Here is a 25,243-nt window from a genome sequence, read left to right on the forward strand (position 1 = left end):
TTGCTCAAGAAAAGTATTTGCGGATTATCGAATTGTCGCTGCTCATCAAGTTCTTATAGCTATCATAATAGATCTGCTCTCCGTTGTGGATGAACAGTACTTTTTGCCCCAATTGATCGATTGTGCTGATGTCGTGAGTGATAGTGATCATGGTTGCAGTATTGTTCTTGATGATCTGAGTCATATAATACAGCGTTTCATTGGCTGTGATGGGATCCAAGCCGGAGACTGGCTCGTCGAAAATGAGGTAATCAGGTTTGTACACCAAAGCTCGGGCTATCCCAATACGCTTGCGCATCCCTCCGCTAAGCTCTGCCGGATATAGCTTCAGAGTGTGTTCCAAACCCACCAATTGTAGGCATGCCTGCACTCTTTGCCTGATGTAGTTTTCGTCCTTTTCTCCTCGTTCATACAGAGGCAGCGCCACATTTTGAAACACAGTAAACGAATCCAGAAGAGCGGCATGTTGAAAAACCATCGCAAAACGTTTCTTGATGGAGTTCAGCTCTTCCTTGCTGCAGTTGTAGATATCGATGCCATCTATGATCACGCTGCCTGCGTCCGGGGGATAGATACCCAGCAGGCTTTTGATCAATACCGTCTTACCACTGCCACTTTTTCCCAATATCACCAGATTCTCACCAAAGGGCAACACAAAATCGATACCCTGCAAGATTTCTCTGCCTCCAAGACTGATTCTGAGCTCTTTAACGGCTATCATTCAACTCTCCGGCGCAGAAACAGAATAGTACCGAACCAACCGCAGAAGATACCTGTCCAATTGGCAACAAGATCGTAGAAAGATACATCCCTGCCCGGAATGAAGGCTTGATGATACTCATCAAGTGCTGCCATTGCCAACAAAAACAGGAGTGTAATTACAAAGCGGATTTTATCTTTAAAACGTGAATCTGCATACAAGCGGTTCAGTATTGCCCATACACCATATACAAAAAAATGTGCTGCTTTATCCATCCCAATTATCTGCACTTGGGGCAATTCCCTGGCGGGAAGTGACGAAACCAGCCAAACAATACACATCCACAGGATGGATATAGTCAGATAGCCGCGTGATTTCATTTACTTACGCTCATGATATCCCAGCTCATCGATGTCATATTCTTTTTCAAGTATGCCTTCAAGGGTACTCCGTTCATGGATACCCACAGGCTAAGGATGGTATCCTCATCCAGGAAGTTGAAAGTGAGCATATCGATGTAGGGAGCTTTTTCGGGGCTCAGAGCTTTAAAAGAAAAGTCATGACGGCGGGCTGTCTGCTTGCCCAAAGCAGTGGAAATCTTCTCTGTTCGCCCTTTGCTAACTCTTACGCGCCATAACCTTCCGTTACCATCCACAGTGTAATCGCCTTCAGAATTGGGATCGCTGCTGATCTTCGCCAGAAGGCTGAATACATCGCGTGTATCTGCTTGTACTTTATAGTTATAGATCTTCCCCGTTAGCTTCTGTTTCATTTGCACACTATTCTTATTATAGACAGTAAATACTGAGTCTTCCAAACTGGATTGTTTTATGATTCTGGTATATTGCAGAGGCCGATACACATCATCATGGACGATCTTGTATTGGTTATCCAAATGCGGAAACAATGGTACTTTGATGCGGCTCTTCACTGCAATGGAGATTTCGGGATGATAGAGTTTCATGTCGATAGTGGCAACATTCAACTTTAGAGAAGTGACTTTATACTTCAGGTGCAAGCCCCACAGACCATGCTGAAAGCTTAGTAAAATAGCTAATAGCAACAGCTTACTCGTCATCTTCACAAAACTTCACCTTGATTTGCTTGATGCTTTTCTCGTCGCTATCCATGATTTCCAATTTCATGCTTTCATCCAAGTTGTAGATTTCTCCAACTTGTGGCACGTGATTGAACTCTGCCAGAAGGAACTCTGCCATATTATCGTACTCATCCACGGAGATATCCCGGGAAAATTTCTGATTGAATTGCCGTACGCTATAGTTACCGCTCACCAGGAAGTTGCCGTCTTCACATTCGCTAAATTCCGGTATTTCATCTGCGTCATACTCATCCTGGATTTCTCCCACGATCTCTTCCAGAATGTCTTCCAGAGATATTATGCCGGAGGTTCCACCGTATTCGTCAACCACAACGGCGACCTGCAGTTTTTTTTGCTTAAACTGGTTCAATAGAGTCTGCACTTTCATGTTTTCAGTAATAAACCAAGCAGGACGCATCAGCTTGACTATGCTCGTTTTCTCGGGATACAGGATAAGGTCTTTTACATAGATTATGCCCACTATATCGTCGATAGTCTCTTTATACACAGGGATGCGGGAATACCCGCTTTCTACGATCAACTGTCTTAAGTGGTCCAGACTGTCATTTTCTTCGATGGCAACAATCTTTACCCTTGGTACATAAATCTCGCTAATTTCTGCTTCTCGAAAGCGGAAAAGGCCTACCAGCATCCGTCTCTCGTGCTCTTCCAGGGATGCTGATGAAGAGTCACTTTGGATCAGGTTGTGAAAGTCCTCTTCTGTAAAGCGTTTACCGGGATTCTTTTCTCCGTGTTTGCTGGATACTATGTCGCTCAATTTCACGAATATCCACACTACAGGGCTTATGATAAACTGAATGGCTGCCACAGGATAAGCAAAAACAAGGCATAATTCATTGGCTTTTGAAAGTGCTATCAGCTTTGGTACGATCTCACCAAAGAAGAGGATCACGATGGTCACAATGATGATCTGTAAGGTGATGACCAAAGATAAATCCCATGCTCTGGATGTGGCTATCTCATAAGCAATAATGGTGCTGAACGATGATATAGCTATGTTTACAAAGGTATTGCCCAGAAGTATTGTCACCAACAGCTTGCGGGGTTTGGATAGAAGTTTCAGAACCAATAGCTCCCGGCGACCGCCCTTGTTTTCCAATTTCTTGAGATATATTACATTTAGCGAAAACAGTGTTGTTTCGCTTGCTGAAAAAAAGGCTGATAGGGCTAAAAGAACTACAATATAAATGATTTCGGGCATCATAAGTCATGCCCTTTCGGAATTTGCCTTCGGTAATTATCTTCTGCGTCTTCCATTTTTTTCTTGTCCGCGGTTCGGATATGATCATAGCCGGCCAAATGTAGCAAGGCATGAATCAGAACCTGCCAAAATTCCTCTTTATAAGTATTTTTTCCCTTTTGTAAAAATACTTGATTTGTGTCAATGATAATATCGCAATACCTGGTCTCAAGTCCCTGAAGCACTAAACTTTCTCCCACAAAACTAAGCACATCTGTAATCGTATCCATTCCCCGGTATATTCTGTTGATACGCTGCATTTCCTGGTCATTAGTGCAAAGCAGGCTTATCTCAAAAGCCACGCCCGCAGCTTCTTGAGCCAGAATTCTCCGGGCGATTGCACTTATCTGTTCCTGGCTTATGTCGGGAGGTAAGTCTCCCTGAACCTCAACGCTTGTCATGTTCTTCCGGATAATCTAGCCGTTTACGATAGATGCTGCCCAAGACTGGGAGCATGGACTGTTTGATAGTGGAAAGATCTTTCATGGTAATCGGTGCTTCATCGAACTGACCTTCTCGGATCAACCGTGAGATAGTATCGTCGATTATTTTTTCGATGTCTTGTTCATTTGTGATAGTTTTGGCTTTTGTGGTGCTTTCCACGATGTCTGCAATCATCACTAGGGCGGCTTCCTTGCTTTGGGGTCGTGGTCCGGGATATTGATAGTTCTGAGTGTCAGTTGTGATATTCATCTTTTCCGCGCGATCATAGAAGTAGCGGATAATGCTATTCCCATGGTGTTGCATGATTACATCTATCACTGGTTGAGGTATCTTATACTTCTTGGCCAGCGTGATCCCTTCCGACACATGATTTTTGATTAGCGAAGCACTTCTATCCGGGCTCATATCATCGTGAATGTCCGAGGAATCGGCATTATTCTCTGTAAAGATCTCTGTATTGATAATCTTGCCGATATCATGGTAATAACTGCCTACTCTGGCCAATAGTGGATTTGCTCCGATTGCCTCTGCAGCGCGTTCTGCCAGATTACCCACGATCAGGCTGTGATGATAAGTCCCCACTGCCGATGTTGCTAGTTTCTTCAACAGCGGATGATTGAAATCCAATAGTTCCAAAAGAGTCTGCTTTGTAGCCCTGTTCCATTTCTTTTCGTAATACGGAACCACCATCAAGACTCCCATAATGCTGATTGAACTGGATATCATGCTAAATCCGATATTCCGGAACACGATGTTTATGGGATCACTCTTGTAGATCGAAATTGCCAGATTTGCTACACTGGCGCTCACTAACAAATAAAACCAGATCGAAAGGTACTCATGTTGAGCCTTTTGATGCTTGATGAATATGATTGTGGTGATCGTGCTAAGAATGAAGACCACCTGTGTAAAGGGTTCCCAATTTATAAAAGGACTGATGATCAAAGCTGAAGTAATGGCATACATGATGCCAAATTCGGCACCCATCAGAATGGCGGCAGATATCACCGTGAGTGAAAAGGGAATCAAAAGCCCATTCAGTCCTAAAACATGATTTGTAAGAATTGCGAATAGTACCAATAAAACAAAGCCGAGATTGATGGGCAAATAGTCCGAAAATTCCCCCGCGGAATCCTTATTGAATACTCCATAATAGTGATTTGTCAATAGTAGGATTACAAATACAAAGATCAGCAAGCCCAAGGCCAACAGCATCTGTTGTAATGCGCTTTTTTGTACGTTTCGGTTTCTATATGCAGTTTGAAGAGACTCTAGTTTTTCGATGTCGGTCTTGGCTACTCTGGCATTTTTGCGAATGATGATCTCATTCTGTAAAACCAAGCCCTCTGTTTCCGGAATCTGACTTAGCTTGCGTTGGCTCAGTTCGGCCATTAGTTCGTCATCTTTCAAGATGTTTGGCTTGAGTAGTATGCCGTGTACTTCATCGATGAAAGAAGCTGCGTTGTTTACTGATTCCTTCAAGCGGGACTGTGCTTCTTCGATGTTGTAAAAATCACTTAAGGGTCGCCGCTCTTCAGTGTCCAGATTCCAGATGCTGATGGAGTCTCCTTGAATATCAGCATAAATTCCCTTATTGTAGATATCTGTGACTTCGCTCCGCAGTTTCTCATACACTGCGTCGATTTGTCCCTGTTGAGCAGCAAATGCCAATGCTTTAGGAGTAAGTTTGATTCCTGCTTTGTCAAACTCTTTTGCCAAGTCCTCACCGTTTGTATCCGGAAAGCGGTAAAACACAGACCAAATCTGATCTATGGCACTGAGGGCGTCAAACAGCGGTTCATCATTGATGCGGTATGGTGTCGCCAGGCTTTGCACGCTTTCTTCCTGCTCACGGCTAAGCTGTTCCGGGCTTTTCAATACCGGAAAGTCGAAGGGAGCTATCACCTCGGTATCGGCTACTTGACCTTCCCGTAGCTGGAACTCCGGGTAGTTGTAGCGTCCAACCGCAAAGATGTGATATAGCCCTACAATCACCAAGGCCGCCAAAGTTATAATCAATAAGTATTTCGAATTCATTTTTCCTGTTTAGGCGTAAGCACAATATTGTCAAGAACCTTCTTGGCCTTGCCTTCTTCACTTCCAGACTGCAACTGCTTGTCTGACCTTTGCTCCCCCTGTTGTTTATCGGTTACCGAAGTTGATATAATCCCGTTATCATCGAGTGATGACTGCTTAATCACTGCTTTATATCTGCTTCGGTACTACTTGATCTATACGGGATAAGCTGAGCATATCTTGTTGATGTTTCCTGTTGTATATGTGAGGATTGAGGAGCTCTACAACGCGGAGGGGCGATTTCTGATGTGAGAAACAGTAGTCCTGAAGCTATTATCGAGTTTGATAACTATCTATCAAGTGGGTCTTAATTGGCCTGTACTTCGCAATCCCGAATATTGCAGTTCACCAGCGTGCCCTGAGGATAAGTACCGGGAATCCGCAACCGTATATAATGATCGGAGAGTATTTCGGCATATTTCGACGATGTAGATTCATTGATACCTCTGCATACAGTACCGTTATCACGTAAGCGGGTTATGTATGCTAGCCTTTTACTGTTCGAGAGCTCTGTAAGAGCTTTTACCCTGCGGCTTTTTATTATATTTGGCAGATGGCCGGGCATTTTCTCCGCTTTGGTATCTTTGCGTTTGGAATAGGGAAATACATGCAAATAGGCGATTGGTAGGCTCTGTAGGAATTGATAAGTCTCATCGAAAAGCTCATCACTTTCAGCGGGGAAGCCGCAGATGACATCAAAACCTATCGCTGAATCGGGATAATAACTGATGATGCTATCCACGAGTTCCTTGATCAGAAGAGTATTGTAGTGCCTGCCCATATTCTTCAGAATGCTGTCGCTTCCGCTTTGCAAGGGAATGTGAAAATGAGGGCAGAGCTTCTCCACCGCTTTTAGATTCTGTAGCAATCCCGTGCTAAGTAACTGTGGCTCAATTGAAGATATGCGAATCAGCTCTATGTCCTGGATCTCTGCGATGCCTGTTACAACATCGGCGAGGTCTTTGTCTCCGCATTTGTACAAACCCAGATTTACACCTCCAAGCACGATCTCTTTGAAGCCATTGGCAGCGAAAAGCTTGGCCTGTTCAATTACATCCGGAAAGCGGGCGGAGCGACTGTGTCCTCTGGCGTAGGGTACAGCGCAATATGCACAATAGAAATCGCAACCATCCTGTATCTTTTGAAAAGCCCGTGTATGGCCGAGCATACTGTCAACTGGCTTGTAGGCAAAATCTGTAGCATCCATGATGTCCGTAAAATGGTTCTCTTTGCCGGCCAGGATATCTGCTATGTCCAGTTTGTTTTGATTATCCACCACTAGGTCCACAGCGCCGAGTGCACAGATTTCTTCGAAAGAGCGCTGGGCAAAACAGCCTGTTACCACTACTTTAACGGAAGGCCTGTCAGACTTGAAAGCCAGGGCTTTGCGAATCAGGTTACGGCTTTTGTAATCTGTACGGTTGGTTACAGTGCAAGTATTTATGATATAGATGTCTGCATTCTGGTCGAAATCCACAAGCTCGATGTCGCCAAAGCTTTGGGCGATCACAGCGGATTCGTAGAAATTTGTCTTACAACCCAGAGTGCTAATGGCTATTCTGGGCTTTGTGCGTTCGGATTTCGGCATAGATGGCAGGTCCATAGATTTGGTGTTCCACTTTCAATACCTTGGCGGCGATCTCTTCCGCGCTGTGGCATTGAGAAATATCCGTGGTGATCTGTGCTATAATCTCGCCATGATCATAGAGGGGATCCACACGGTGGATGGTGGCGCCGGACACAAGTTCGTGGTTATCAAGCACTTGTCTATGCACATTCATGCCGTACATATCCTTCCCACCGTACTTTGGCAACAGGGCCGGGTGAATGTTTAGAATGGGGATTTTTATGTTTACGATGAAGTCCTTGGATAACTGCTTCATAAAACCGCAGAGAGCGATCAGAGCGATGTTTTCACGCTCCACCATCGTGGCTAATGCTGCTTCAAATATTGCCATATCTTTGGCACCAATCACCACGGAAGGTATGCCTCGTTCTGTGCATAAAGGGATCGCTGGAGCTTTTGCGGAGGTAAAAATGGCGCGATGTACTACCAGTGGAAGCTGCTCATCGGTGAAGTAGCTATGAAGCGCAAGGAGGTTTGATCCTCGGGATTTGCCACTGCTAAGAGTGATTATTCGCTGAACTTCAGGTGCAATTCCCGCCATTGATCCTCGTCAACCTCAGAAGGCGCTTGATTCATCAAATCGGTGGCACGCAGTGTTTTGGGAAAGGCGATCACATCGCGTATGGAATCTGCCTGAGTCATGATCATGATCAGTCTGTCCAATCCCGGAGCAATACCACCGTGGGGTGGGGTTCCATATTTGAGGGCATCGAGAAAGAATCCAAAGCGGGGCTTCAGTTCTTCTTCTGTGAATCCCAATACTGCGAATATCTTGCGTTGGATATCGTAGCGGTGACAACGGATACTACCACTGGAAAGCTCCATACCATTGCAAACAAGGTCATAGAGTTGACCCAGTATGTCCCCGATCTTATCCGGCTGATCCAGCCAGGGGATGTGTTCTTCCTTGGGCAAGCTAAACATGTGATGGGCAGGCTCCCAACCGCTTCCGTCTTCTTTGGCTACGAAAAGCGGAAAATCCGTGATCCAGCAAAAACAGAGAGTGCTGGGGTCGTATAGCTTAAGCAGTTGCCCCATTTCATTGCGAAGCCCTGCCAGTACTTTGTGAGTAGTGTCCCAAGTGTCGGCAACAATGGCCAACAGATCATTTGGTTTTGCCTTGGAGGCAGCGATCATAGCCTTTGCCTCATCGGTTGAGATGAACTTTGCGATTCCAGATTCCAGCCCGTTCTCGCTTACTTTGGCGAATGCCACGCCTTTGCCGCCCAGATGTTTGGCTAGTTCTACCAATTGATCCTGCTGTTTGCGGCTAAATGGGGCTCCACCTGGGATACACAGAGCTTTGATGCAGCCTTTGTTTTCCAGACAGGTCTTGAAGACCTGAAATTCACTGAGAGTAAGGATATCCGTGAAATCTACCAGTTCGAGGCCAAAGCGCAGATCAGGTTTGTCGCAGCCGTATAAACGCATTGCTTCTGCATAGCTCAACCGGGGGAAGGGCAAGGGGAGTTCTATGCCTTTTATCTCTTTGAAGATCGTGTACATCAACCTTTCCAGAAGATCAAAGATCTCTTCACAGGTAGCAAAAGATAGTTCAATATCCAATTGAGTGAATTCCGGTTGTCTGTCTGCACGCAAGTCCTCATCTCTGAAACAGCGAGCTATCTGGTAATAGCGGTCAAAACCGGAGATCATCAGTAGTTGCTTGAATATTTGGGGGGATTGTGGAAGGGCGTAGAATTTGCCTGGATGCACTCTGCTGGGCACCAGATAGTCTCTGGCGCCCTCGGGAGTGCTTTTCATAAGCATGGGAGTCTCGATCTCATAAAAGCCTTCACTATCCAGGAAACGGCGCATGAGGCTGGTTACTTTGGCACGTGTGATCAATATCTCCTGCAAGCGCGGACGCCTAAGGTCCAGATAGCGATATGTGAGCCGCAAGTCCTCATCGGCCATTGCGCTGCCATCAATCTGAATGGGAAGAGGTTGAGTGTCGTTCAAAATATAGAAATCCTGAGCGATAACCTCGAGCTCTCCGGTGAGCATATTCTTGTTCAGATTGGTAGCGTCCCTGCGAGCCAAAACACCGCTTACGGCTATCACATACTCATTGCGCACTTTTTCTGCCTTGGCGAAGATTTCTGTAGCTTCAGGGCGCACAACGATCTGAATGATACCTTTTACGTCACGGAGATCGATGAAGATCAATCCGCCCAAGTCTCTGCGGCGATGTACCCATCCCATTAGCATTACTCTGGCGCCAATTGTGGCAGAAACCAGATCAGTGCTGTAGTGACTGCGTTTTAACGATCCGAGATTGTCCATTTTATAAAGTTCCTTCAGTTCATTTTGATGTCTTCATAGATCTGATCGATATTACGGGCTTCTTCGCCCAGATATTCGATCATATGGCATTTATCCAAGTACTCATCATCGGGATTGATTAGTTTATTGTATATGAATGCTTCACCCATCATTTGCATTGCGGCTTCATTGGGGGTGGGATACATGGTGTATTCACTGTTACGTTTGGCATTCTCGGCGTCCAGTAGGAAGTCGATGAATTTGTACGCTAATTCCTTGTTCTGAGAGGATTTCAGCATGACCATGTTGTCCATCCACATTGCAGCGCCCTCCTTGGGCAGAATAAAGGCGAGGTCTTCGTTTTCTTGCATCTGCTGCAGAGCGTCTCCGTTGTAAGCTTGAGCCAGCCAGGTGGTGCCATCTTGCAGCTCGTTTTTATAAGAATCACTATCGAATTGGGTGATGTTTCGATCCCAGACCTTCAGGACAGCGTGAGCGGCTTCCAAAGCTTCAGGATTGGTGTCGTTCACAGAGAATCCGCTATAGATCAGGGCAGCGCCTATCACTTCACGGGCATCGTCCAGCATCGTGATCTTGTTTTTACCATCAAAGAAAGAGTCTCCCAGGATATTCCAACTACCGGATGCAACTATCTCTTCCGGAACAAATTGCTTGTTGTACATCAGGCCAGTTAGTCCCCAAGCGTAAGGAACGGAATAGATATTGTCCACATCAAAGGACTGGGCTTTCTTCAGGAGTATAGGGTCTAGATTGCCATAGTTTGAGAGTTTACTCTTGTCCAGTTTCTCCAAGAGGTCCAGCTCGGCCAATATGCTTACGTGATCTCCGCTGGGGAAGATGATGTCGAAAGACTGAGTGGAGCTTTTCACCTTGGTCAGCATGTTTTCATTGGAGTCAAATGTGCTGTATTTGACCTTGCAGTCGTTGGCTTCTTCAAACTCTTTGATGAGCCCTGTATCGATGTAGTCGCTCCAATTGAAGATGTATAGAGTATTTTTCTTTTTGCTGCAAGCACTCACGAGTGATGCGATGATGATTAGTGCCAAAAGGGGCAGTATCATTGTTCTTTTCATTGTTCCTCCATCAGGAATGTCGTTTGGCAGTATGTAGGGCATCAGCAATCCCCTTTTGAGGGTTTACGAACTGCAACACTACAAAACCGATTATGAAGAAAAATATCAGGGATAATATGGAATAGCGGATCTCACCAGTCTTATGTGCGATCCATCCATATAGCATTGGTCCAATAATTGAGGACAGTCTGCCTGTCAAGGTATAAAAGCCAAAGAATTCAGCTTCTCTGGCTCTGGGAGTTAGCATACTCAGCATGGTTCTACTGTTTGCCTGGGAACTCCCTATGGCCAATCCCGCAACCAAGCCCACGAAATAGTATTCGAAAGCAGAATTGCAGAAGAAAGCCCAGATAACTACAAGTATCCAGATCAAAATGGAAATGGACAGCGATAAACGCACTCCCTTTTTATCGGTAAGCCATCCAAAGACTGCTGAACCCAAAATAGAAGTAAATTGCGCTATAATGAAATAGATCAACATATCTTTAGTGTCCATCCCAAAGCGGGTGATGCCATAAATTGAGGCAAAGGCAATTACTGTTGTGATGCCGTCGTTGTAGATGAAGTAGCTTAGCATAAACTTCAGTAATTGCGGATAGTCCTTCAGGTTTTTGATGGAGCTGGACACTCTCATTATGGCTGTCTTGAAGTAGTTTGTGCGTTTGGAGGGACGCTGGACTTCCCGCAGCCAGAAGAAGGTAAAGAGGCTAAAGACAAAGAAGTGGGCGGAAATAATCGGAAAGATATAGCGGACATCATATTGAATGAGAAACAGGGATACCAGCAGCGACAAAAGTCCGCCCAGGTAGCCCAAAGCCCATCCGAATCCGGAGACTTTGCCCATGTGTTCCTGAGATGTAATCTCCGGCAAAAAAGCGTCGTAGAATACATTGGCAGAATTGAATCCAAAGTTTGCAATGATGAAGAAGATCATGCCTTTATTGATGTCGCCGGGTCCCACGAAATACAGGAGAGCGGTAAAGATGACGGTGAGGTAGCAGTTGATAAAGAGAAACTTCTTTTTGGAACGTGAATAATCTGCCACAGCACCCAATACTGGCGCCGTAAGAGCCACCAATGTCATGGAGATGCCGATGGCTCTGCCCCAAAGCATTTCTGCGTATCCTGGTTCACCTCCAACCACCTGATTCATGAAGTACACGCTGTACACCACCGTTACGATGATGGTAGTAAAGGCTGAATTGGCAAAGTCATACATCATCCAGCCAAAGATCTGTCTGTTTATCTTTAGCTTCATGCACTACTCCCCAGCCGGATCACGGGCAGATTGCCAAATATCTGGCGCACATCTTCTTTAGGGCTGGCGACAAATATCTGGTAGTTGTTGTTGCATAGTGCTTTGATCTTCTCGCCATGTACGTAGTCCAATTCCGCAAAGACATCATCAAATAGCAATATGGGACGAATACCGGTATTGCTCTCAATCAGATGCGCCTGAATCATTTTCAGGATGATTACCGCGATCCGTTTCTGCCCCTGAGAAGCACGGGCTCTCATACCAAAATCCTCTATTCGGAAAGAGTAATCATCCAAGTGTGCACCCAACAAACAGCGCTGCCAGAGCTTCTCGCGATTCTCTAGCATCTGCAGGTGCTTCACGATGTCGTCCGGATCCAGGGCAAAGGCCTCGCGCAAGACCGGAACATAGTTTATCTTCAGGTTTCTGGTGTTCTCCGAGATTTCCTTGTAGGAACCCATAAACTCATCGTTCAAAAGGTTCAGATACTGTTTTCGATAGGGATACAGAGCGCAGAGGTTTTGGGCAAATCTGGCATCCCAGCTATTCTTCTCCGACGGGCTGTAGTCACTCTTTAGCAATTGGTTACGCTGATCTACTACATGCAGATAGTCGCGCAGGACAGCGATATAATCCGGGAAGATCTGGGATATGGCAAGATCGAAATATTGCCGTCGTATCCGAGGTGAACCATTGATGAGTCCGATGTCATCTGGAGCGCAGTAGATTATCTTTACTTCCGAAAAAAGCGCACTCAATTGCCGCTTTACTTCATTGTTGATTTTCAAGACTTTGCGAGCATTCACGTAGCTCAAATGCACTTTTTTGGGCACATCCAGGTCTGAGTAGTAAAGGGCGTTGATAGCAAATTGCGCTGCAGAATTGAAGACCAGATCCTGATCCTGGTGAAAGCGGATGGATTTGCCGATGGAAGTGTAGGCTATTGCCTCCAAAAGATTGGTCTTACCACTCCCGTTAGCCCCGATAATCAAGTTGCCTCCGGGGGTAAATTCAAAACGCTGCTGCCGGTAATTTCTAAAACAGTGCAGCTCGATAGTATTCAGCTTCAATCTTGGAGGTGCTATGAACGCAGAGGCATCAACAGGAATGTAACCTCTTCGTTTTCCCGGTTGTTCATATTGTAGATCATCAAGGGATCTTTAGAACTTCCCAGTTTGATCACCACTTTATCGCTGTCGATGGCATCCAGAATTCCCAGCATATAGCGGTAGTTGAAGGATACCCCGGTTTTGCTGCCCTGGAAGTTGTAGTCCTCCAAGTTTTCTTTTGCATCTCCAGTATCCCGATTGCTGGTGTTTACTTCAAAGGCTTCGCTGTCCAACTCAAAGCGGATGCGCATGTTGTCGTCCGGGGCTACCAGAGCCACTCTGCGGATAGCGCTATGGAGGGCATCCCGATCTATCACAAACTGGTTTTGCAGATCAGTTACAAAAGCTTTTTGATATTCTGGATATTTGTGTTCAATCACTTGGGAGAAAACCACGTATTTATCGTAACTGAAGATCACTTTACTGCGTTCCAGCAAGACCTTGATCTCTTTTGCGCTGTTATCAAATATCTTTTGCAGGAAGGAAAGAGTCTTCACGGGGATGATCTTTTCGTTGATATCTTCATTTGGAGTGTTAAAGATATTCTCTTCGCTGGATGTTTCAGCTTCTGCAGAGGGCAGCAGCTTCACGTTTTTCACGCGGATTTCTGCAACTTTCCGTCCGTCTGTCGCTGCCATCAAATGCTCGTTTGGCAATATCTTCCAACATACACCCGTGAGCACTGCGCGATTCACGTCCGTTGAAACGGCAAAGGAAGTTTTGGAAATCATTCGGTTAAAGAGCTGGGCATCAATGCTGATGGCCTTGTCCAAATTCACTTCCGGAACCACAGGGAAGAGGGTGTGATCCGCAATCAGCAGGTTAAAATCGATCTTAGCACATTGGATCATCAGCAGTTCATCATGACGCCAGAAGTTGATCATAGCTTCGGGCATGTAGTTGATGATCTCATTGAAGTGCTTTGCGGAAACCGCTATGGTGCCACCTTCACTAACCGCTGCGGCAAATTCCACTACTACAGTGATGTCCAGATCGGATGTAGTAATCTTCACCATACCAGTCTCGGCATCGGCAGCGATGAGATAGTTTGTGAGGATGGGGGAGGCGTTTTTTGCTGGAGCTACGCTAGCCAGATGTTGTACGCTTTGCAGTAATTCCTTCTTTTCTATGGCAAATCTCATGATAACCCCTGTTCATTTTATTCTTCTTTCCAGAATTTTATCTTTTGGTATTCCGTCAAGGATTTCTTTTGAGTTTATCACTATGGCAAGTCCGCTTGAACAGCTCTTGAGCTACGCTTGAAAACAGTTCAAGTGATACTTGGGATACAGACATGTTATAAAGGTAGTATTAGTGCAATTGGCAGAGTTGAATGGGATCCACATTTCCAGTATCTCTCCCTTTATATGAAGCTATACTGAAGTAGATATCATCGTGTTATCATCGAGTGAGCACCCGATTATTAACCGATGACATCTCGATCGGCAAGCGCTAAAGCAGAGAGCTATGTTAATGAATTCAGACATATCCGATTGACTGATACCTTGTTTACCATGATTGCTTAGAATCTCCACGTAAAGAACAAGATGCAGAGATACGCAAAATAACGTCCGTCAGAAACAGACAATCTCTGGAGAATCGGTGACAATCAGGCAGAAAAGACCTCATCACAGCAATGATTATGAACTATCCCGAGTTGGAGTGGTTTTTGGCTTGACAGCATAAGGCATCTATTTTGTTTATCCTTAAAGATAAGGGAGAAACAGATGCAAGAGTACAGAGCAGAGTTAAACAAATACCGCACACGCATCAATCTCGGCATTACAATCCGTGCCGTGACAGGCAGTATTATGCTCTTCATTTGCGGTTTGCACCTGTATTTTATTCTCTGGTTGATCCTGGGGGCTCACTCTCCGGCTTTGCTCTATGCAAATCTGGCCATCCGGGTAGGTCTGGCCTTATGCATTCTGTACCTAGTCCTGCAAGGCTATCGTGATATGTGGGACTACACAAAGGTGGCGCGTTATCTGGATATGTTGCATGGAGCCGAAGACGATCTATATCAGAATGCCTGGGAATTGAGCATAAGGGACGCCCAAAACCCCATCAGCAAGGCCTTGATGGCTTCTGCCATAGATCGGATGCAGCAGCAGAAATATGCTGTACCCCGGATACTGACGGGTAGGGCACTCTTGTTAATAGGCTTTTATCTGCTAGCCGTTTGCGGATTTTGGTATTGGTTTCAAGGGGATTTTGCAGTCGCTTTCAAACAGTTTTACACCAATAGAGCTCCCAAAATCATTTATAAAGAAGAGATTACGCTTAGCCCCGGCAGCATCACAATCGGTAAGAATGAACAGCTATTAATCCGTGTAGAAGATCCCGATCCACGCTTGAATTACAAGTTGTACTTCAGAGTGGGGGATACCTGGCGGGAATTAGGGCTCAGCAGCTATTCATATCTGTTTCCCCGCCTTGAGCAATCCATAGAATACTACGCTGAAAACGAGATCACCCAAAGCCCTGTATATCGGATTATGGTATTGGACGAGCCCATAGTGAAAAAGTGGCAAGTGCATTACTCATATCCTGCCTATACTGCGTTACCAGCATATACAGACAGCCTCAGCTACGGCAACATCGAAGCCTACAAGAGCAGCGTGGTAAACCTGCGAGTGATCACCAATATTCCTGTTACGCAAGCTACGATGGTCTTTGATGACGCTTCCCGAAAGGATTTGACTGCTCTGAGCGCCTCTGAGCACCTGGTTCAACTAAAGATAACAAATCCACATACCTGGTACTTGGAACTGGTAGATGAGCTGGGTAGAAAATCCCGTCCTGAAGAGAAATTCATCAGAGTAATCCCTGATGATCCGCCTCAGATTCGCATTATCTTTCCTGGAGAGGATACTATACTGAATCAAAACCTGATGCTACCCTTGATAATCAGTGCTGATGATGATTTCGGTCTGGCAAATTGCATCTTGTATTATCAGGTAAACAGCGATGAAGTAAGGCAAAGTAGTATCCGGCAAGTGATATCAAACAAGATGTTCAATACAGATTATCTGTGGCATTTGCAAGACTTGGAACTCTTTCCCGGAGATGTGGTAAGTTATTGGGCAGAGATCTACGACAACGCTCTGAAACCGCAAAAAGGTACTAGTGCCCGGTATCGTGCCAGATTCCCTTCGATTGAGGAAATTTACTCCGAGATTGAGCAGCAGGAACAGCAACGTAAACAAGATCTGGGTGAGAGCTTGGAAGAAAGTAAGGATCTGCAGGAACGTTTTGAACAGAAGCGAAGGGAATTACTAAAAGATCCGCAACTGGAGTGGGAGGACAAAGAGCAGCTTCAAGACATACTGTCCAAACAAGAAGAGCTTTTGGAAGAAGTTGATAATATTGCCGGAGATTATCAGGAACTGATCGACAAGATGCAGGCCAACAGCACTCTTTCGCAGGAAACCTTGCAAAAGATGATGCGTATACAAGAGCTGATGCAGGAAATTGCTACCGAAGAGATGTTGGAAGCCATGCGTAAACTGGAGCGGGCTATGGAAAGCGTAGATCCGGCAGCCCTCAAAAAAGCTCTGGAAGAATTCAAGTTTTCTATGGAAGATTTTGCCAAGAATATCGAGCAGACTCTAGCCCTTCTGGAGAGTATAAAGAACGAGCAAGCCGTGCAAAAGGCCTTGCAGATAGCTGAAGAAATGGAAAGGATGCAGAGTAGTCTGCACGAAAAGACCGGAGACAGTAGCCAGGACCATCAGAAACTGGCTAAAGACCAGGATCAGATATCGGAAAAGTATGACACTCTGGCCGAAGAACTGGAAAAGCTACAGGAAATGCTGAAAGAGGATCCGAATGCCTCCAGGCAATTGCAGGAATTGCTGCAGGACATGAAAAATAGCGACACTAAGCAGGATATCAACAAAAGCCAGCAAGCCTTGGAACAGAACCAGCGTAGCCAATCCATGCAGTTTCAAGCCTCAGCGATGGAAAAGATGCGGCGTTTCTCCCTGAAACTGGGCGAAATGAAGAGTTCCATGAATTCTGGTTCTCAGATGCAGATGAAACAAGCTTTGGAGCAAGCCATTCGCGAGCTTCTGATCTTTTCCAAAAAGCACGAGGAGACTAAAGCACGATATCAGAACGACATATATCCTTTGGTACCGGAATTCATTTCTTCCTACGAAGGTTTACAGATCATATTGAACAAATTATTTAGCGAAGCTCAAGTGAGCATGGTGATTCCACCGAAGTTCTACATGGACCTAAGCCAGACTAATCGGGCTTTCCGGGAGGTATTCTCTGTATTGGGACAAAGCTACAGCCCCAATATCGCGAAGCATCTAGAGACCATTCAAGAAAGCTTGAATCTGATGGCACACGACCTGATCCTGGCTCTGCAAAGTTCATCAGCAGGTGGCGGAAGCGGCGGTGGTATGCAATCTTTGATGCAGATGCTGGAGCAAATGGGGCAGGAACAGATGGCGATGAATATGCTGACGCAGCAAATGATGATGCAGATGCAAGCCCAAGGATCCAGTATGGACAGCGCAACGAGGGAACAGATGGGTAAACTGGCCTCCGATCACGAGAGACTGGCGGAAAACCTGAAACGCGCTCTGCAGCAGGATCCAGAGGCTCAGAAGCAGGGTAATGCCCTCAAACAAATCATCGAAGAAGCAGAAGCGGTGGCGCGTGCTTTGCGCAACAATCAAATCGATAAAGACCTTTTGAGGCGTCAGGAGAATATCCTTAGCCGCCTTTTGGACGCGCAACGCTCTATCAATAAGAGAGATACCAGCGAGCGCAGGCAAGCTACAAGCAGCAGTGGAAAAGCGTCCGAAAACCAGCCGCAGCAGGTGGATTATGACCGCTTGCGCCGCGCTATGATGCTGGAAGATGATTTTAAGAAATATCCTCGAGAATATCAGCAACTTATAATGGAATACTTGAAACTTCTGGAAGAGAGCAGCCAATGATGAAGAAGACAATCCTTTTGCTGATTCTTGGGCTTTTCCTGATGCCTCTGGCCGGGCAATATGATGAGCGTCAGATATTGGTGCAACAAGCCAATCAACTGATGATGCAAAGACAGTATGACCGGGCAGAAGAAGCTTTTCTACAGATACTGGAGAAGTATCCGGACGATCTGAATAGTATTTATCAGCTTATCCAGATGTATTTTACTATCTCCAAAGATGCAAAAGTGGAAGCAATGCTGGCGAAATATCAGCGCCCAATACCGGAAAACGCATATAGCGAATTCAGAATACGCTTGTTGATCAGTCAGGGCAGGCTCGACGAAGCACATAGTCTGGCAGATTCGTATCTGGATTTGTACGGCTCAAACCAGTCGAAATATCAGGTGATTGCCGGATTCTTTATCCAAAAGGGAGATTTCAACAGTGCGTTGCGCATCTATGACAAAGGCCGGGAGCGACATGGTAATCAGCTCTTTCAATTGGAGATCGCTTCAGCAGCCATGCAGACAGGGCAGTATCAAAGAGCAATGACGGAGTACTTGGATCTGACAAGGAATGCGCAAAACAGCAATTTGTTTGTGCGTAATCAAGTGGCAGCTATTGTGAAAGAAGACGGCAGCTTGTTACAAATGGTGCAGCAATTGGTTACCGAAACCGATAATAATGTGGCCAAAGAGCTGCTCGCTTCCACTCTGCTTGCGCTCGAACGGTATCAGGATGCGTTGGATGTGTATAAGCTACTGCCCATTACCTATATGAAGAATTTCGCCGCTGAGCAAATGAAACTGCGCAATTATAACATCGCCCGGGATGCTTATCGCTTCCTGATGCAAAACAGCCCGCAAGCTATACAGAGACTTACTTATGGCTTTGATCTGGCTACTATCTTTCATCAAAGCGCTCAATATGATTCTTGTGCCGTGGTGTTGGATGAACTGCTGAATGATTCGCTCTGGACAAAATCTGCCGGAACCCCCAAAAGCAGCATATTGGTGAAACTTCGCAGATTGAGGGCAAACAATGACCTCGCTCTGAGAGTGGAACTGAATCAGGTAAGAAAATGGCTGCAAGATACCATTGATTACTGTGTGTATCATGGTGAAGTGCAGGAATTGCAAATGGAACTCGCCAGGCTGGCAATCCTGGACGAAGATTACGAGAACGCTCAGAGAGCCCTAAAAGGAGCAGTCGGGGGGGAGCTAAGCCCCATGCGGGATTATTTGCTGTATTTATCCCACTTTATGCAAGGGGAAAGCACTATTGCTGATTCCCTAATGAATGAGTATGTCTTGCATCATCCTGGTTCGGATTATGCAAACGATATAATCTATCTAAACATGTTGTCCATAGAGATGGATAGCGCTCAGAAAAGTAGCTTTGGATCGGCTATTCGGGATCTGCATCTGTATAACAGGAGGGGAGTGGATACTCTCGCTCAGCTCTACGAACAAAGCAAAGATGAAGAGTTATTGATATTGGCCATCGAATGGGCTGTGGGGCTGGGGGATATAGATAAAGCGGAACAACTGCTAAAACATGAGTTTCAAGACGAATTGGCAGGAGACTACGCAAGACTCTTGAGCATGTCGCTTTTGCATGATAGTGAAGAGATACAGCAAGGAGCCAGAGAATACCTGAAAGAGAAGCCAAACAGCATCTTTTCACCACGTTTCCGGCAGATGATAAGCCGTGTGTCCGGAACCCAAATGAGTATGTAAGAAAAATAGTAATTGGAGAGACGATGAAGATACGCAAAGCCTATACCTTCGACGATGTTTTGCTGTTACCCAAACACTCGGCCGTATTGCCATCCACGGTTGATTTGAATACCAGGATTACTCCAAATATCTTGCTGAAGATTCCCTTGCTTTCAGCAGCGATGGATACCGTTACCGAAGCGGATACCGCCATTGCCATCGCTCGGGAAGGGGGATTGGGTGTAATCCACAAAAACCTCAGCATCGAATCACAAGCCAATCAGGTGCATATTGTGAAGCGGGCGGAGAGCGGAGTAATAAGCAATCCTTACACCGTTTCACCAGAAGATGACTTGGCAAGAGTGCTTGCTTTAAAGGAAAAACACGGAATCGGGGGATTCCCGGTGCTGGAAGACGGTAAATTGGTGGGCATTCTCACCAATCGGGACATCCGCTTTGAGAACAACCTGAAGCGTAAGGTTAAGGAATTGATGACACCCCGGGATCGCCTGATCACTGCTTCCGAATCCATAGATTGGGAGGATGCAATTCAGCTCTTGCAAAAGCATCGCATCGAAAAGCTCCTGCTCACGGATTCTCTGGGGGCATTGAAGGGAATGATAACGGTGCGCGATATCATCAAGCGTCAGAATTTTCCGCAAGCGGTTCAGGATAAGCACAATCGCCTCCTGGTAGCAGCAGCAATCGGAGTATCGGGAGACTATCTGGAACGCGCTCAGGAACTTGCTAAAGCTGGTGTGGACCTAATTGTGATGGATACAGCGCATGGTCACCATATCCACTTTCAAGAAGCGCTGCGCAGAGTAAAGCAAATGACCAACATCGAAGTGATGGCGGGAAATGTGGCCACAAAAGAAGCTTGCCGCTATCTCATCGATAACGGAGCAGATGCAGTAAAAGTGGGCATAGGTCCAGGCTCTATCTGCACCACGCGTGTAGTTGCCGGCATAGGTGTACCGCAGCTGTCTGCAGTGATGGATTGCGCAGAGGAAGCAGAAATTGCGAAAGTAGGCATTGTTGCCGATGGTGGTATCAAGTTCTCCGGTGATGTGGTTAAAGCCTTGGCGGGAGGGGCGGCAGCGGTGATGATTGGTTCCCTCTTTGCGGGTTGCGACGAAAGCCCGGGAGAATCCATCATATACAATGGCAGACGCTTCAAGAGTTATCGCGGTATGGGTTCCATCGGAGCTATGAAGCGGGGTAGTAAAGATCGCTATTTCCAAAGTACAAACGACGAAAGTAAACTGGTTGCCGAAGGAATAGAGGGGATGGTACCCTACAAAGGCCCCTTGAAAGACTATATATATCAGTTGATCGGCGGCTTGCGTAGTGGCATGGGCTACATCGGAGCCAAAGATCTGACAAGCCTCAGAAGAGAAGCCGAGTTTGTGGAGATAAGCCCGGCGGGACTCAAAGAATCTCATCCTCACGATGTGCGCATTACCAAAGAAACTCCAAACTATCATAGTGGAGATTGATCCCTCTCACATCGCGATGCTATCATCCTTTCTCTACCACCTGAAAGTGGAGCGGGGAATGGCAAAGAACAGCATTGAGGCCTACGAGCGTGACATCAAGGACTTTCTGGCCTTTGAAGTCAAAGCTCTGGGAGACTACCTGCCCGATGATGTGGTCAAATACCTCTCAGCCTTGCAGGAAATGGGCATGGAAAAAAGCTCTTTAAGGCGCAAGCGGGTAGCGATAAAGCAGTTCTTTGATTTTCTGTTGGAAAACGATTACCCTCTGAAGCTGGATTTCGATATGGTACCCGCCATTAAAACCGAGAACTACATGCCGGATACGATATCGGTGGAAGAAATGAAGCAGTTGCTTGATGGCTTGCCCTTGAACGACAGTCTGGATGTGCGGAACAAACTCATGATGGAATTACTCTATGCTACAGGGATGCGCATTTCGGAGCTTTTGGGACTCAGCATCCACGATCTCAAGCGTGAACAGCATATTGTGCTGGTGCGGGGAAAGGGCAGTAAGCAACGCTATGTGCCTTATCTGAAATCTCTTGATCCTTTGCTGGATTCCTATTTGAGTACTCATCGTCCCATTCTGCTGAAGTTCAACCAAAGTGATGTCCTGTTCTTGAATCGCTTTAGTAAAAAGCTATCACGCATGGGTTTCTGGAAAATCCTGCGGGAAGCGGTGGTCAAAGCCGGCATCAAACATGACATTAGCCCTCATACTTATCGGCATTCGTTTGCCACTCACTTATTGGAAGCTGGAGTGAATCTGCGTATTGTGCAGAGTCTTTTGGGGCATTCAAGCATCAATACCACCCAAATCTATACACATGTGGACATGCGTTGGCTGGTGGAAACCCACAGACAATTCCATCCCCGCGCATAACGAGATAATGACTTAGGATACATAGGAGAAATAATGAGAAGACTTACACTATTCGCATTGATGCTACTGCTTTTATCTGCTTGCGGAAAATCAAAGAACGCAGGGGACAAACTGAGCGTAACCCTGGACTGGACTCCAAACACAAATCATACGGGACTGTATGTAGCTCAAGAACTCGGCTACTTTGCCGAGGAAGGGCTGGTAGTTGATATCCAGCAGCCGGGGCAAGGAATCACAGATCAGATTGTAGCAACGGGCAAGAGCGAATTTGGCGTCAGCTATCAGGAGAACGTGATTCGAGCTCGTAGTGAAGGCATCCCTTTGCAATCCATAGCGGCGGTTATTCAGCACAATACATCCGGTTTTGCTTCTCTGAAGGAAGCGGGGATAAACAGCCCCAAGGACTTTGAAGGCAAGCGCTATGGCAGTTGGGACAGCCCTTCCGAGTTAGCAATACTGACCAATGTAGTGGAAGGAGTCGGTGGAGATATCAGCAAGGTGGATGTGATATCAGGAGTATATGACTTCTTCTCCACCATCGGTAAAGATGCAGACGTCGAATGGATATACTATGGCTGGGATGGCGTATTGGCAGAACACAGAGGTATAGAACTGAACTATCTTCCGCTAAAAGATCTGAATCCTGTATTTGATTACTATACACCAGTGATCATCAGCAGTGAGGACTATCTGAGAGATAATCCAGAGACTACTGCCAAGTTTCTGGCAGCAGTGAAAAGAGGCTATGAATTTTGTATAAAAGAGCCGGCTAAAGCTTCGGAGATCTTACTGAAACACGTACCTGAGCTTAATACAGATCAGGTAAGGCTTAGCATGAACTATCTGGCGGATCAGTATCAGGCCGATGCTAAATACTGGGGATATCAGAGTTCGGATGTATGGTTTGGCTTTGCGAAATGGATGAGTGACGAAAAGCTTATCAGCAAATCCATCAATGTAGACAAAGCCTTTACAAACAAGTACTTGATGCCCTGATGACGATACTATCCGCACATGGAGTAAGCAAATCCTTTATATTCAAAGGCTCGCTATCCCGTGTGCTTAAAGAGATCGATTTTGAGCTGCAGGAAGGTGAATTTGTGAGCATAGTAGGTGCCAGCGGATGCGGAAAGACCACTTTACTGGAATTGCTTGCGGGTATCACAATGCCGGATAGCGGTAGCATTCGCTATACCGATGAAGAGATCACGGGAAAGACCGGATATTTGGGCTATATGCCTCAAGATGATCTGCTTTTCCCTTGGTTGAAGGTGATTGACAATCTGCTCTTACCGGCAAGGGTCAAGGGCAGAAACATCAAGGAAGAACGCGGAAAAGCTTATTCACTACTACCTGTATTTGGCCTTCAAAATTATGCTGATTATCTTCCCTGGCAGCTTTCCGGAGGGCTGCGGCAACGAGTTGCTTTAGCGCGTACCTGTATGACGGGAAGCAAGGTATGGTTGTTGGATGAACCCCTGGCAAATCTTGATGCACTTACGCGAAACGCTTTACAGGATTGGATTGCCAGCATCGTGAAGAGGCTCAATCTTTCGGTGCTTTTAGTGACTCACGACATCGATGAAGCCCTGAAACTATCTGACCGTATACAGGTGATGAAGGACGGTATGTTCTCCGACAACATCAATATAGACAGAAATGCCAATGAACAATACATAAAGGATTTAAGCTTCACCATCAGGTCGCTCTTGTAGATTGAACTTTACATAAAAAAAGGACATCGCGATATGCAGATGTCCTTTACTGTTTCTTAAAGATTTTATCTAGAATTCTATGGCCATTGTGGTACCAAGTATATAGTTGTTAGTTTCATTGTCGTGTATGCCATAAGCGCCATAGGCAGCCATGTTGAGCAGATCAGGAATCAGTTCATATTCCATACCGGCATTGAACTCCATTCCGATATCGGTGAGGTAACCAAGAGCACCAAAGAGAGCGATCTTTTCAGCTACTGGAGCGCGTACATTTCCCACAATGCTCGCGAACATATCGGTGTTACCCTGGTAAGGGGTGTTCCAATAGAGGTTCAAGCCATCATGATGTTTGCCGATTCCATAGATGTAGAGACCGTTCTGATACCAGGGGCTCACTGTGCTCAAACCGTTTTCGGAAGCCAGCAGCAGGTCGGCTCCCAGTTCCAGGATATCCATATCTATCTTGGCTTTCACTGCAGCACCAAAGCCTGTCTCGGTGTCATCATTCTGCATTTGTATATCCATGAAGACATTGGCATCAAATACTGCTGGACCCATTTCCATGCTCAAATATGGCATCAGAGTAAGATTGCTTGCATCCACATTCTCGTAGTTGCCGAAGAACAGATACATACCCAAAGGCATGTCCGAGTTCATTCTGGCATGAGCCATGACAACATCATGATCGTCTTTCTGTGTAAGAGTGCCTTCTCTTACTTTCATCCAGGCGAATTCAGTATCAATGGTATCGCCAAACTGCTTCTTCAACATGATTCCAGAGAAGTAGTCGTCCAACACCAGACTCATTCTGTCATTCCAGTATTGTTGACCTACGATGATGTTGGCATCGATAGCTTCGATATTAAAATCGAAATTCAATTCTTTGATGTCGAATGCAGCATCTGTTCCGACGGCTCCACCGCCATTTCCCCAAATGATGTCTCCGATCTCTGCAGCAACTCGGAATTTCAGGTTTTGGTGAAATTGAGAATCGAAACCTATGTTGAAACGGTTATCGATATGACCGCCATCAACTTCGGTGGCGTCGTTGTAGATAGCCGCTCGGGCGCGGTTTTCTCCGCTAATGTCAAACTCAACGGCATACAAGCCGGTCAACACCAGTAATGGGATGAGAACAAGAACTAGTTTTTTCATTTTTGTCTCCTTAATCATTATGGGTATTTATACATAGGATAAGCGTCCCTGGTTTTTTGTCAAGGGAAAGGCTTAACTGGCATTCCCCCAAAAAATCGAGTTCTCATGTCTATAATAGCAATTAAAGATATGATGTTAGCCATTGCAGATGTCCAGGTATTTCATTTTTCAGATTTGCCACATTCGCTTCAAAATTGGGTTCATGGTAATACAGACTTGCCGTTGTAATCACCTCAGGGGCTCATGCGCAACAAAAATGACTACGTGTGTATAGCTTTTACTGGGTCAGAATTTCGTGGCTTTTTGCAGCCTCTTTTAAAAAAATAGCATTGCGAACACACTTGATCAGGGCAGAAAAACATGACCATTCAGGCTACCTCAGACGCTCATATAGCCCCAAACT

20 protein-coding genes are annotated in these 25,243 nt (G+C 45.8%); 6 read left to right on the forward strand and 14 right to left on the reverse strand.

The window, feature by feature from the left end; all coding sequences use genetic code 11:
• Positions 1-4: 4 nt before the first annotated feature.
• The 13 genes from PHF32_03775 to dnaN all read right to left on the reverse strand — a co-directional run bounded on the left by PHF32_03775 (position 5) and on the right by dnaN (position 14,075).
• Positions 5-721: an ATP-binding cassette domain-containing protein gene (locus PHF32_03775; GenBank protein MDD4559845.1), complete on the reverse strand. Its 717-nt coding sequence runs from the start codon at positions 719-721 to the stop codon at positions 5-7.
• On the reverse strand, positions 718-1,080 hold the full coding sequence (locus PHF32_03780) for a VanZ family protein (protein ID MDD4559846.1): 363 nt from the start codon (positions 1,078-1,080) through the stop codon (positions 718-720). The genes PHF32_03775 and PHF32_03780 overlap by 4 nt, the downstream gene beginning before the upstream one ends.
• Positions 1,077-1,778, reverse strand: coding sequence for a DUF3108 domain-containing protein (locus PHF32_03785; protein ID MDD4559847.1), 702 nt, complete (start codon positions 1,776-1,778; stop codon positions 1,077-1,079). The genes PHF32_03780 and PHF32_03785 overlap by 4 nt, the downstream gene beginning before the upstream one ends.
• Complete coding sequence (locus PHF32_03790) at positions 1,768-3,021, reverse strand: hemolysin family protein (protein ID MDD4559848.1); 1,254 nt, start codon at positions 3,019-3,021, stop codon at positions 1,768-1,770. Before PHF32_03790 ends, PHF32_03785 begins: the two co-directional genes overlap by 11 nt.
• On the reverse strand, positions 3,021-3,461 hold the full coding sequence (gene ybeY, locus PHF32_03795) for an rRNA maturation RNase YbeY (GenBank protein ID MDD4559849.1): 441 nt from the start codon (positions 3,459-3,461) through the stop codon (positions 3,021-3,023). Before ybeY ends, PHF32_03790 begins: the two co-directional genes overlap by 1 nt.
• A complete protein-coding gene (locus PHF32_03800) occupies positions 3,448-5,541 on the reverse strand; it encodes an HDIG domain-containing protein (protein MDD4559850.1) in 2,094 nt (697 codons plus the stop codon). The genes ybeY and PHF32_03800 overlap by 14 nt, the downstream gene beginning before the upstream one ends.
• A 346-nt stretch (positions 5,542-5,887) precedes the next feature.
• Positions 5,888-7,168 carry a tRNA (N(6)-L-threonylcarbamoyladenosine(37)-C(2))-methylthiotransferase MtaB gene (gene mtaB / locus PHF32_03805; protein MDD4559851.1) on the reverse strand — a complete coding sequence of 427 codons (1,281 nt, stop codon included), beginning with the start codon at positions 7,166-7,168 and terminating at the stop codon, positions 5,888-5,890.
• A complete protein-coding gene (locus PHF32_03810) occupies positions 7,128-7,748 on the reverse strand; it encodes a formyltransferase family protein (protein MDD4559852.1) in 621 nt (206 codons plus the stop codon). Before PHF32_03810 ends, mtaB begins: the two co-directional genes overlap by 41 nt.
• Positions 7,715-9,493 carry an aspartate--tRNA ligase gene (aspS, locus tag PHF32_03815; GenBank protein MDD4559853.1) on the reverse strand — a complete coding sequence of 593 codons (1,779 nt, stop codon included), beginning with the start codon at positions 9,491-9,493 and terminating at the stop codon, positions 7,715-7,717. Before aspS ends, PHF32_03810 begins: the two co-directional genes overlap by 34 nt.
• 14 nt (positions 9,494-9,507) lie before the next feature.
• On the reverse strand, positions 9,508-10,566 hold the full coding sequence (locus tag PHF32_03820) for a spermidine/putrescine ABC transporter substrate-binding protein (protein MDD4559854.1): 1,059 nt from the start codon (positions 10,564-10,566) through the stop codon (positions 9,508-9,510).
• 10 nt (positions 10,567-10,576) lie between these two features.
• Positions 10,577-11,824 (reverse strand): MFS transporter, encoded by a 1,248-nt coding sequence (locus PHF32_03825; GenBank protein MDD4559855.1) that lies wholly within the window; start codon positions 11,822-11,824, stop codon positions 10,577-10,579.
• A complete protein-coding gene (recF, locus tag PHF32_03830) occupies positions 11,821-12,894 on the reverse strand; it encodes a DNA replication and repair protein RecF (GenBank protein ID MDD4559856.1) in 1,074 nt (357 codons plus the stop codon). Before recF ends, PHF32_03825 begins: the two co-directional genes overlap by 4 nt.
• An 11-nt stretch (positions 12,895-12,905) precedes the next feature.
• Positions 12,906-14,075 carry a DNA polymerase III subunit beta gene (gene dnaN, locus PHF32_03835; GenBank protein MDD4559857.1) on the reverse strand — a complete coding sequence of 390 codons (1,170 nt, stop codon included), beginning with the start codon at positions 14,073-14,075 and terminating at the stop codon, positions 12,906-12,908.
• Positions 14,076-14,660: 585 nt separating this feature from the next.
• Here dnaN and PHF32_03840 point away from each other — a divergent pair.
• Genes PHF32_03840 through PHF32_03865 form a run of 6 tightly spaced genes read left to right on the forward strand, consistent with a single transcriptional unit; the run spans position 14,661 to position 23,685 of the window.
• Positions 14,661-17,888 carry a hypothetical protein gene (locus PHF32_03840; GenBank protein ID MDD4559858.1) on the forward strand — a complete coding sequence of 1,076 codons (3,228 nt, stop codon included), beginning with the start codon at positions 14,661-14,663 and terminating at the stop codon, positions 17,886-17,888.
• Positions 17,888-19,609: a hypothetical protein gene (locus PHF32_03845; GenBank protein MDD4559859.1), complete on the forward strand. Its 1,722-nt coding sequence runs from the start codon at positions 17,888-17,890 to the stop codon at positions 19,607-19,609. The genes PHF32_03840 and PHF32_03845 overlap by 1 nt, the downstream gene beginning before the upstream one ends.
• Before the next feature lie 23 nt (positions 19,610-19,632).
• On the forward strand, positions 19,633-21,087 hold the full coding sequence (gene guaB / locus PHF32_03850) for an IMP dehydrogenase (protein ID MDD4559860.1): 1,455 nt from the start codon (positions 19,633-19,635) through the stop codon (positions 21,085-21,087).
• Positions 21,041-21,970 (forward strand): tyrosine recombinase, encoded by a 930-nt coding sequence (locus PHF32_03855; GenBank protein MDD4559861.1) that lies wholly within the window; start codon positions 21,041-21,043, stop codon positions 21,968-21,970. The genes guaB and PHF32_03855 overlap by 47 nt, the downstream gene beginning before the upstream one ends.
• A gap of 33 nt (positions 21,971-22,003) precedes the next feature.
• Positions 22,004-22,966, forward strand: coding sequence for an ABC transporter substrate-binding protein (locus PHF32_03860; protein ID MDD4559862.1), 963 nt, complete (start codon positions 22,004-22,006; stop codon positions 22,964-22,966).
• Entirely contained in the window at positions 22,966-23,685 is a 720-nt protein-coding gene (locus PHF32_03865; GenBank protein ID MDD4559863.1) for an ABC transporter ATP-binding protein, read from the forward strand. Before PHF32_03860 ends, PHF32_03865 begins: the two co-directional genes overlap by 1 nt.
• A gap of 69 nt (positions 23,686-23,754) precedes the next feature.
• Here the strand turns inward: PHF32_03865 and PHF32_03870 are convergent, their stop codons facing one another.
• Positions 23,755-24,840 carry a hypothetical protein gene (locus tag PHF32_03870; GenBank protein ID MDD4559864.1) on the reverse strand — a complete coding sequence of 362 codons (1,086 nt, stop codon included), beginning with the start codon at positions 24,838-24,840 and terminating at the stop codon, positions 23,755-23,757.
• Between the last annotated feature and the right edge of the window lie 403 nt (positions 24,841-25,243).

This window comes from Candidatus Cloacimonadota bacterium (genome assembly GCA_028706475.1).
GTDB lineage: Bacteria > Cloacimonadota > Cloacimonadia > Cloacimonadales > Cloacimonadaceae > UBA5456.

What these genes read in the sequence shown, in the direction of transcription:
- PHF32_03775 (MDD4559845.1), bottom strand. Translation starts at nt 721, where the DNA reads ATGATAGCCGTTAAAGAGCTCAGAATCAGTCTTGGAGGCAGAGAAATC.
- PHF32_03780 (MDD4559846.1), bottom strand. Translation starts at nt 1,080, where the DNA reads ATGAAATCACGCGGCTATCTGACTATATCCATCCTGTGGATGTGTATT.
- PHF32_03785 (MDD4559847.1), bottom strand. Translation starts at nt 1,778, where the DNA reads ATGACGAGTAAGCTGTTGCTATTAGCTATTTTACTAAGCTTTCAGCAT.
- PHF32_03790 (MDD4559848.1), bottom strand. Translation starts at nt 3,021, where the DNA reads ATGCCCGAAATCATTTATATTGTAGTTCTTTTAGCCCTATCAGCCTTT.
- ybeY (MDD4559849.1), bottom strand. Translation starts at nt 3,461, where the DNA reads ATGACAAGCGTTGAGGTTCAGGGAGACTTACCTCCCGACATAAGCCAG.
- PHF32_03800 (MDD4559850.1), bottom strand. Translation starts at nt 5,541, where the DNA reads ATGAATTCGAAATACTTATTGATTATAACTTTGGCGGCCTTGGTGATT.
- mtaB (MDD4559851.1), bottom strand. Translation starts at nt 7,168, where the DNA reads ATGCCGAAATCCGAACGCACAAAGCCCAGAATAGCCATTAGCACTCTG.
- PHF32_03810 (MDD4559852.1), bottom strand. Translation starts at nt 7,748, where the DNA reads ATGGCGGGAATTGCACCTGAAGTTCAGCGAATAATCACTCTTAGCAGT.
- aspS (MDD4559853.1), bottom strand. Translation starts at nt 9,493, where the DNA reads ATGGACAATCTCGGATCGTTAAAACGCAGTCACTACAGCACTGATCTG.
- PHF32_03820 (MDD4559854.1), bottom strand. Translation starts at nt 10,566, where the DNA reads ATGAAAAGAACAATGATACTGCCCCTTTTGGCACTAATCATCATCGCA.
- PHF32_03825 (MDD4559855.1), bottom strand. Translation starts at nt 11,824, where the DNA reads ATGAAGCTAAAGATAAACAGACAGATCTTTGGCTGGATGATGTATGAC.
- dnaN (MDD4559857.1), bottom strand. Translation starts at nt 14,075, where the DNA reads ATGAGATTTGCCATAGAAAAGAAGGAATTACTGCAAAGCGTACAACAT.
- PHF32_03840 (MDD4559858.1), top strand. Translation starts at nt 14,661, where the DNA reads ATGCAAGAGTACAGAGCAGAGTTAAACAAATACCGCACACGCATCAAT.
- PHF32_03845 (MDD4559859.1), top strand. Translation starts at nt 17,888, where the DNA reads ATGAAGAAGACAATCCTTTTGCTGATTCTTGGGCTTTTCCTGATGCCT.
- guaB (MDD4559860.1), top strand. Translation starts at nt 19,633, where the DNA reads ATGAAGATACGCAAAGCCTATACCTTCGACGATGTTTTGCTGTTACCC.
- PHF32_03855 (MDD4559861.1), top strand. Translation starts at nt 21,041, where the DNA reads ATGTGCGCATTACCAAAGAAACTCCAAACTATCATAGTGGAGATTGAT.
- PHF32_03860 (MDD4559862.1), top strand. Translation starts at nt 22,004, where the DNA reads ATGAGAAGACTTACACTATTCGCATTGATGCTACTGCTTTTATCTGCT.
- PHF32_03865 (MDD4559863.1), top strand. Translation starts at nt 22,966, where the DNA reads ATGACGATACTATCCGCACATGGAGTAAGCAAATCCTTTATATTCAAA.
- PHF32_03870 (MDD4559864.1), bottom strand. Translation starts at nt 24,840, where the DNA reads ATGAAAAAACTAGTTCTTGTTCTCATCCCATTACTGGTGTTGACCGGC.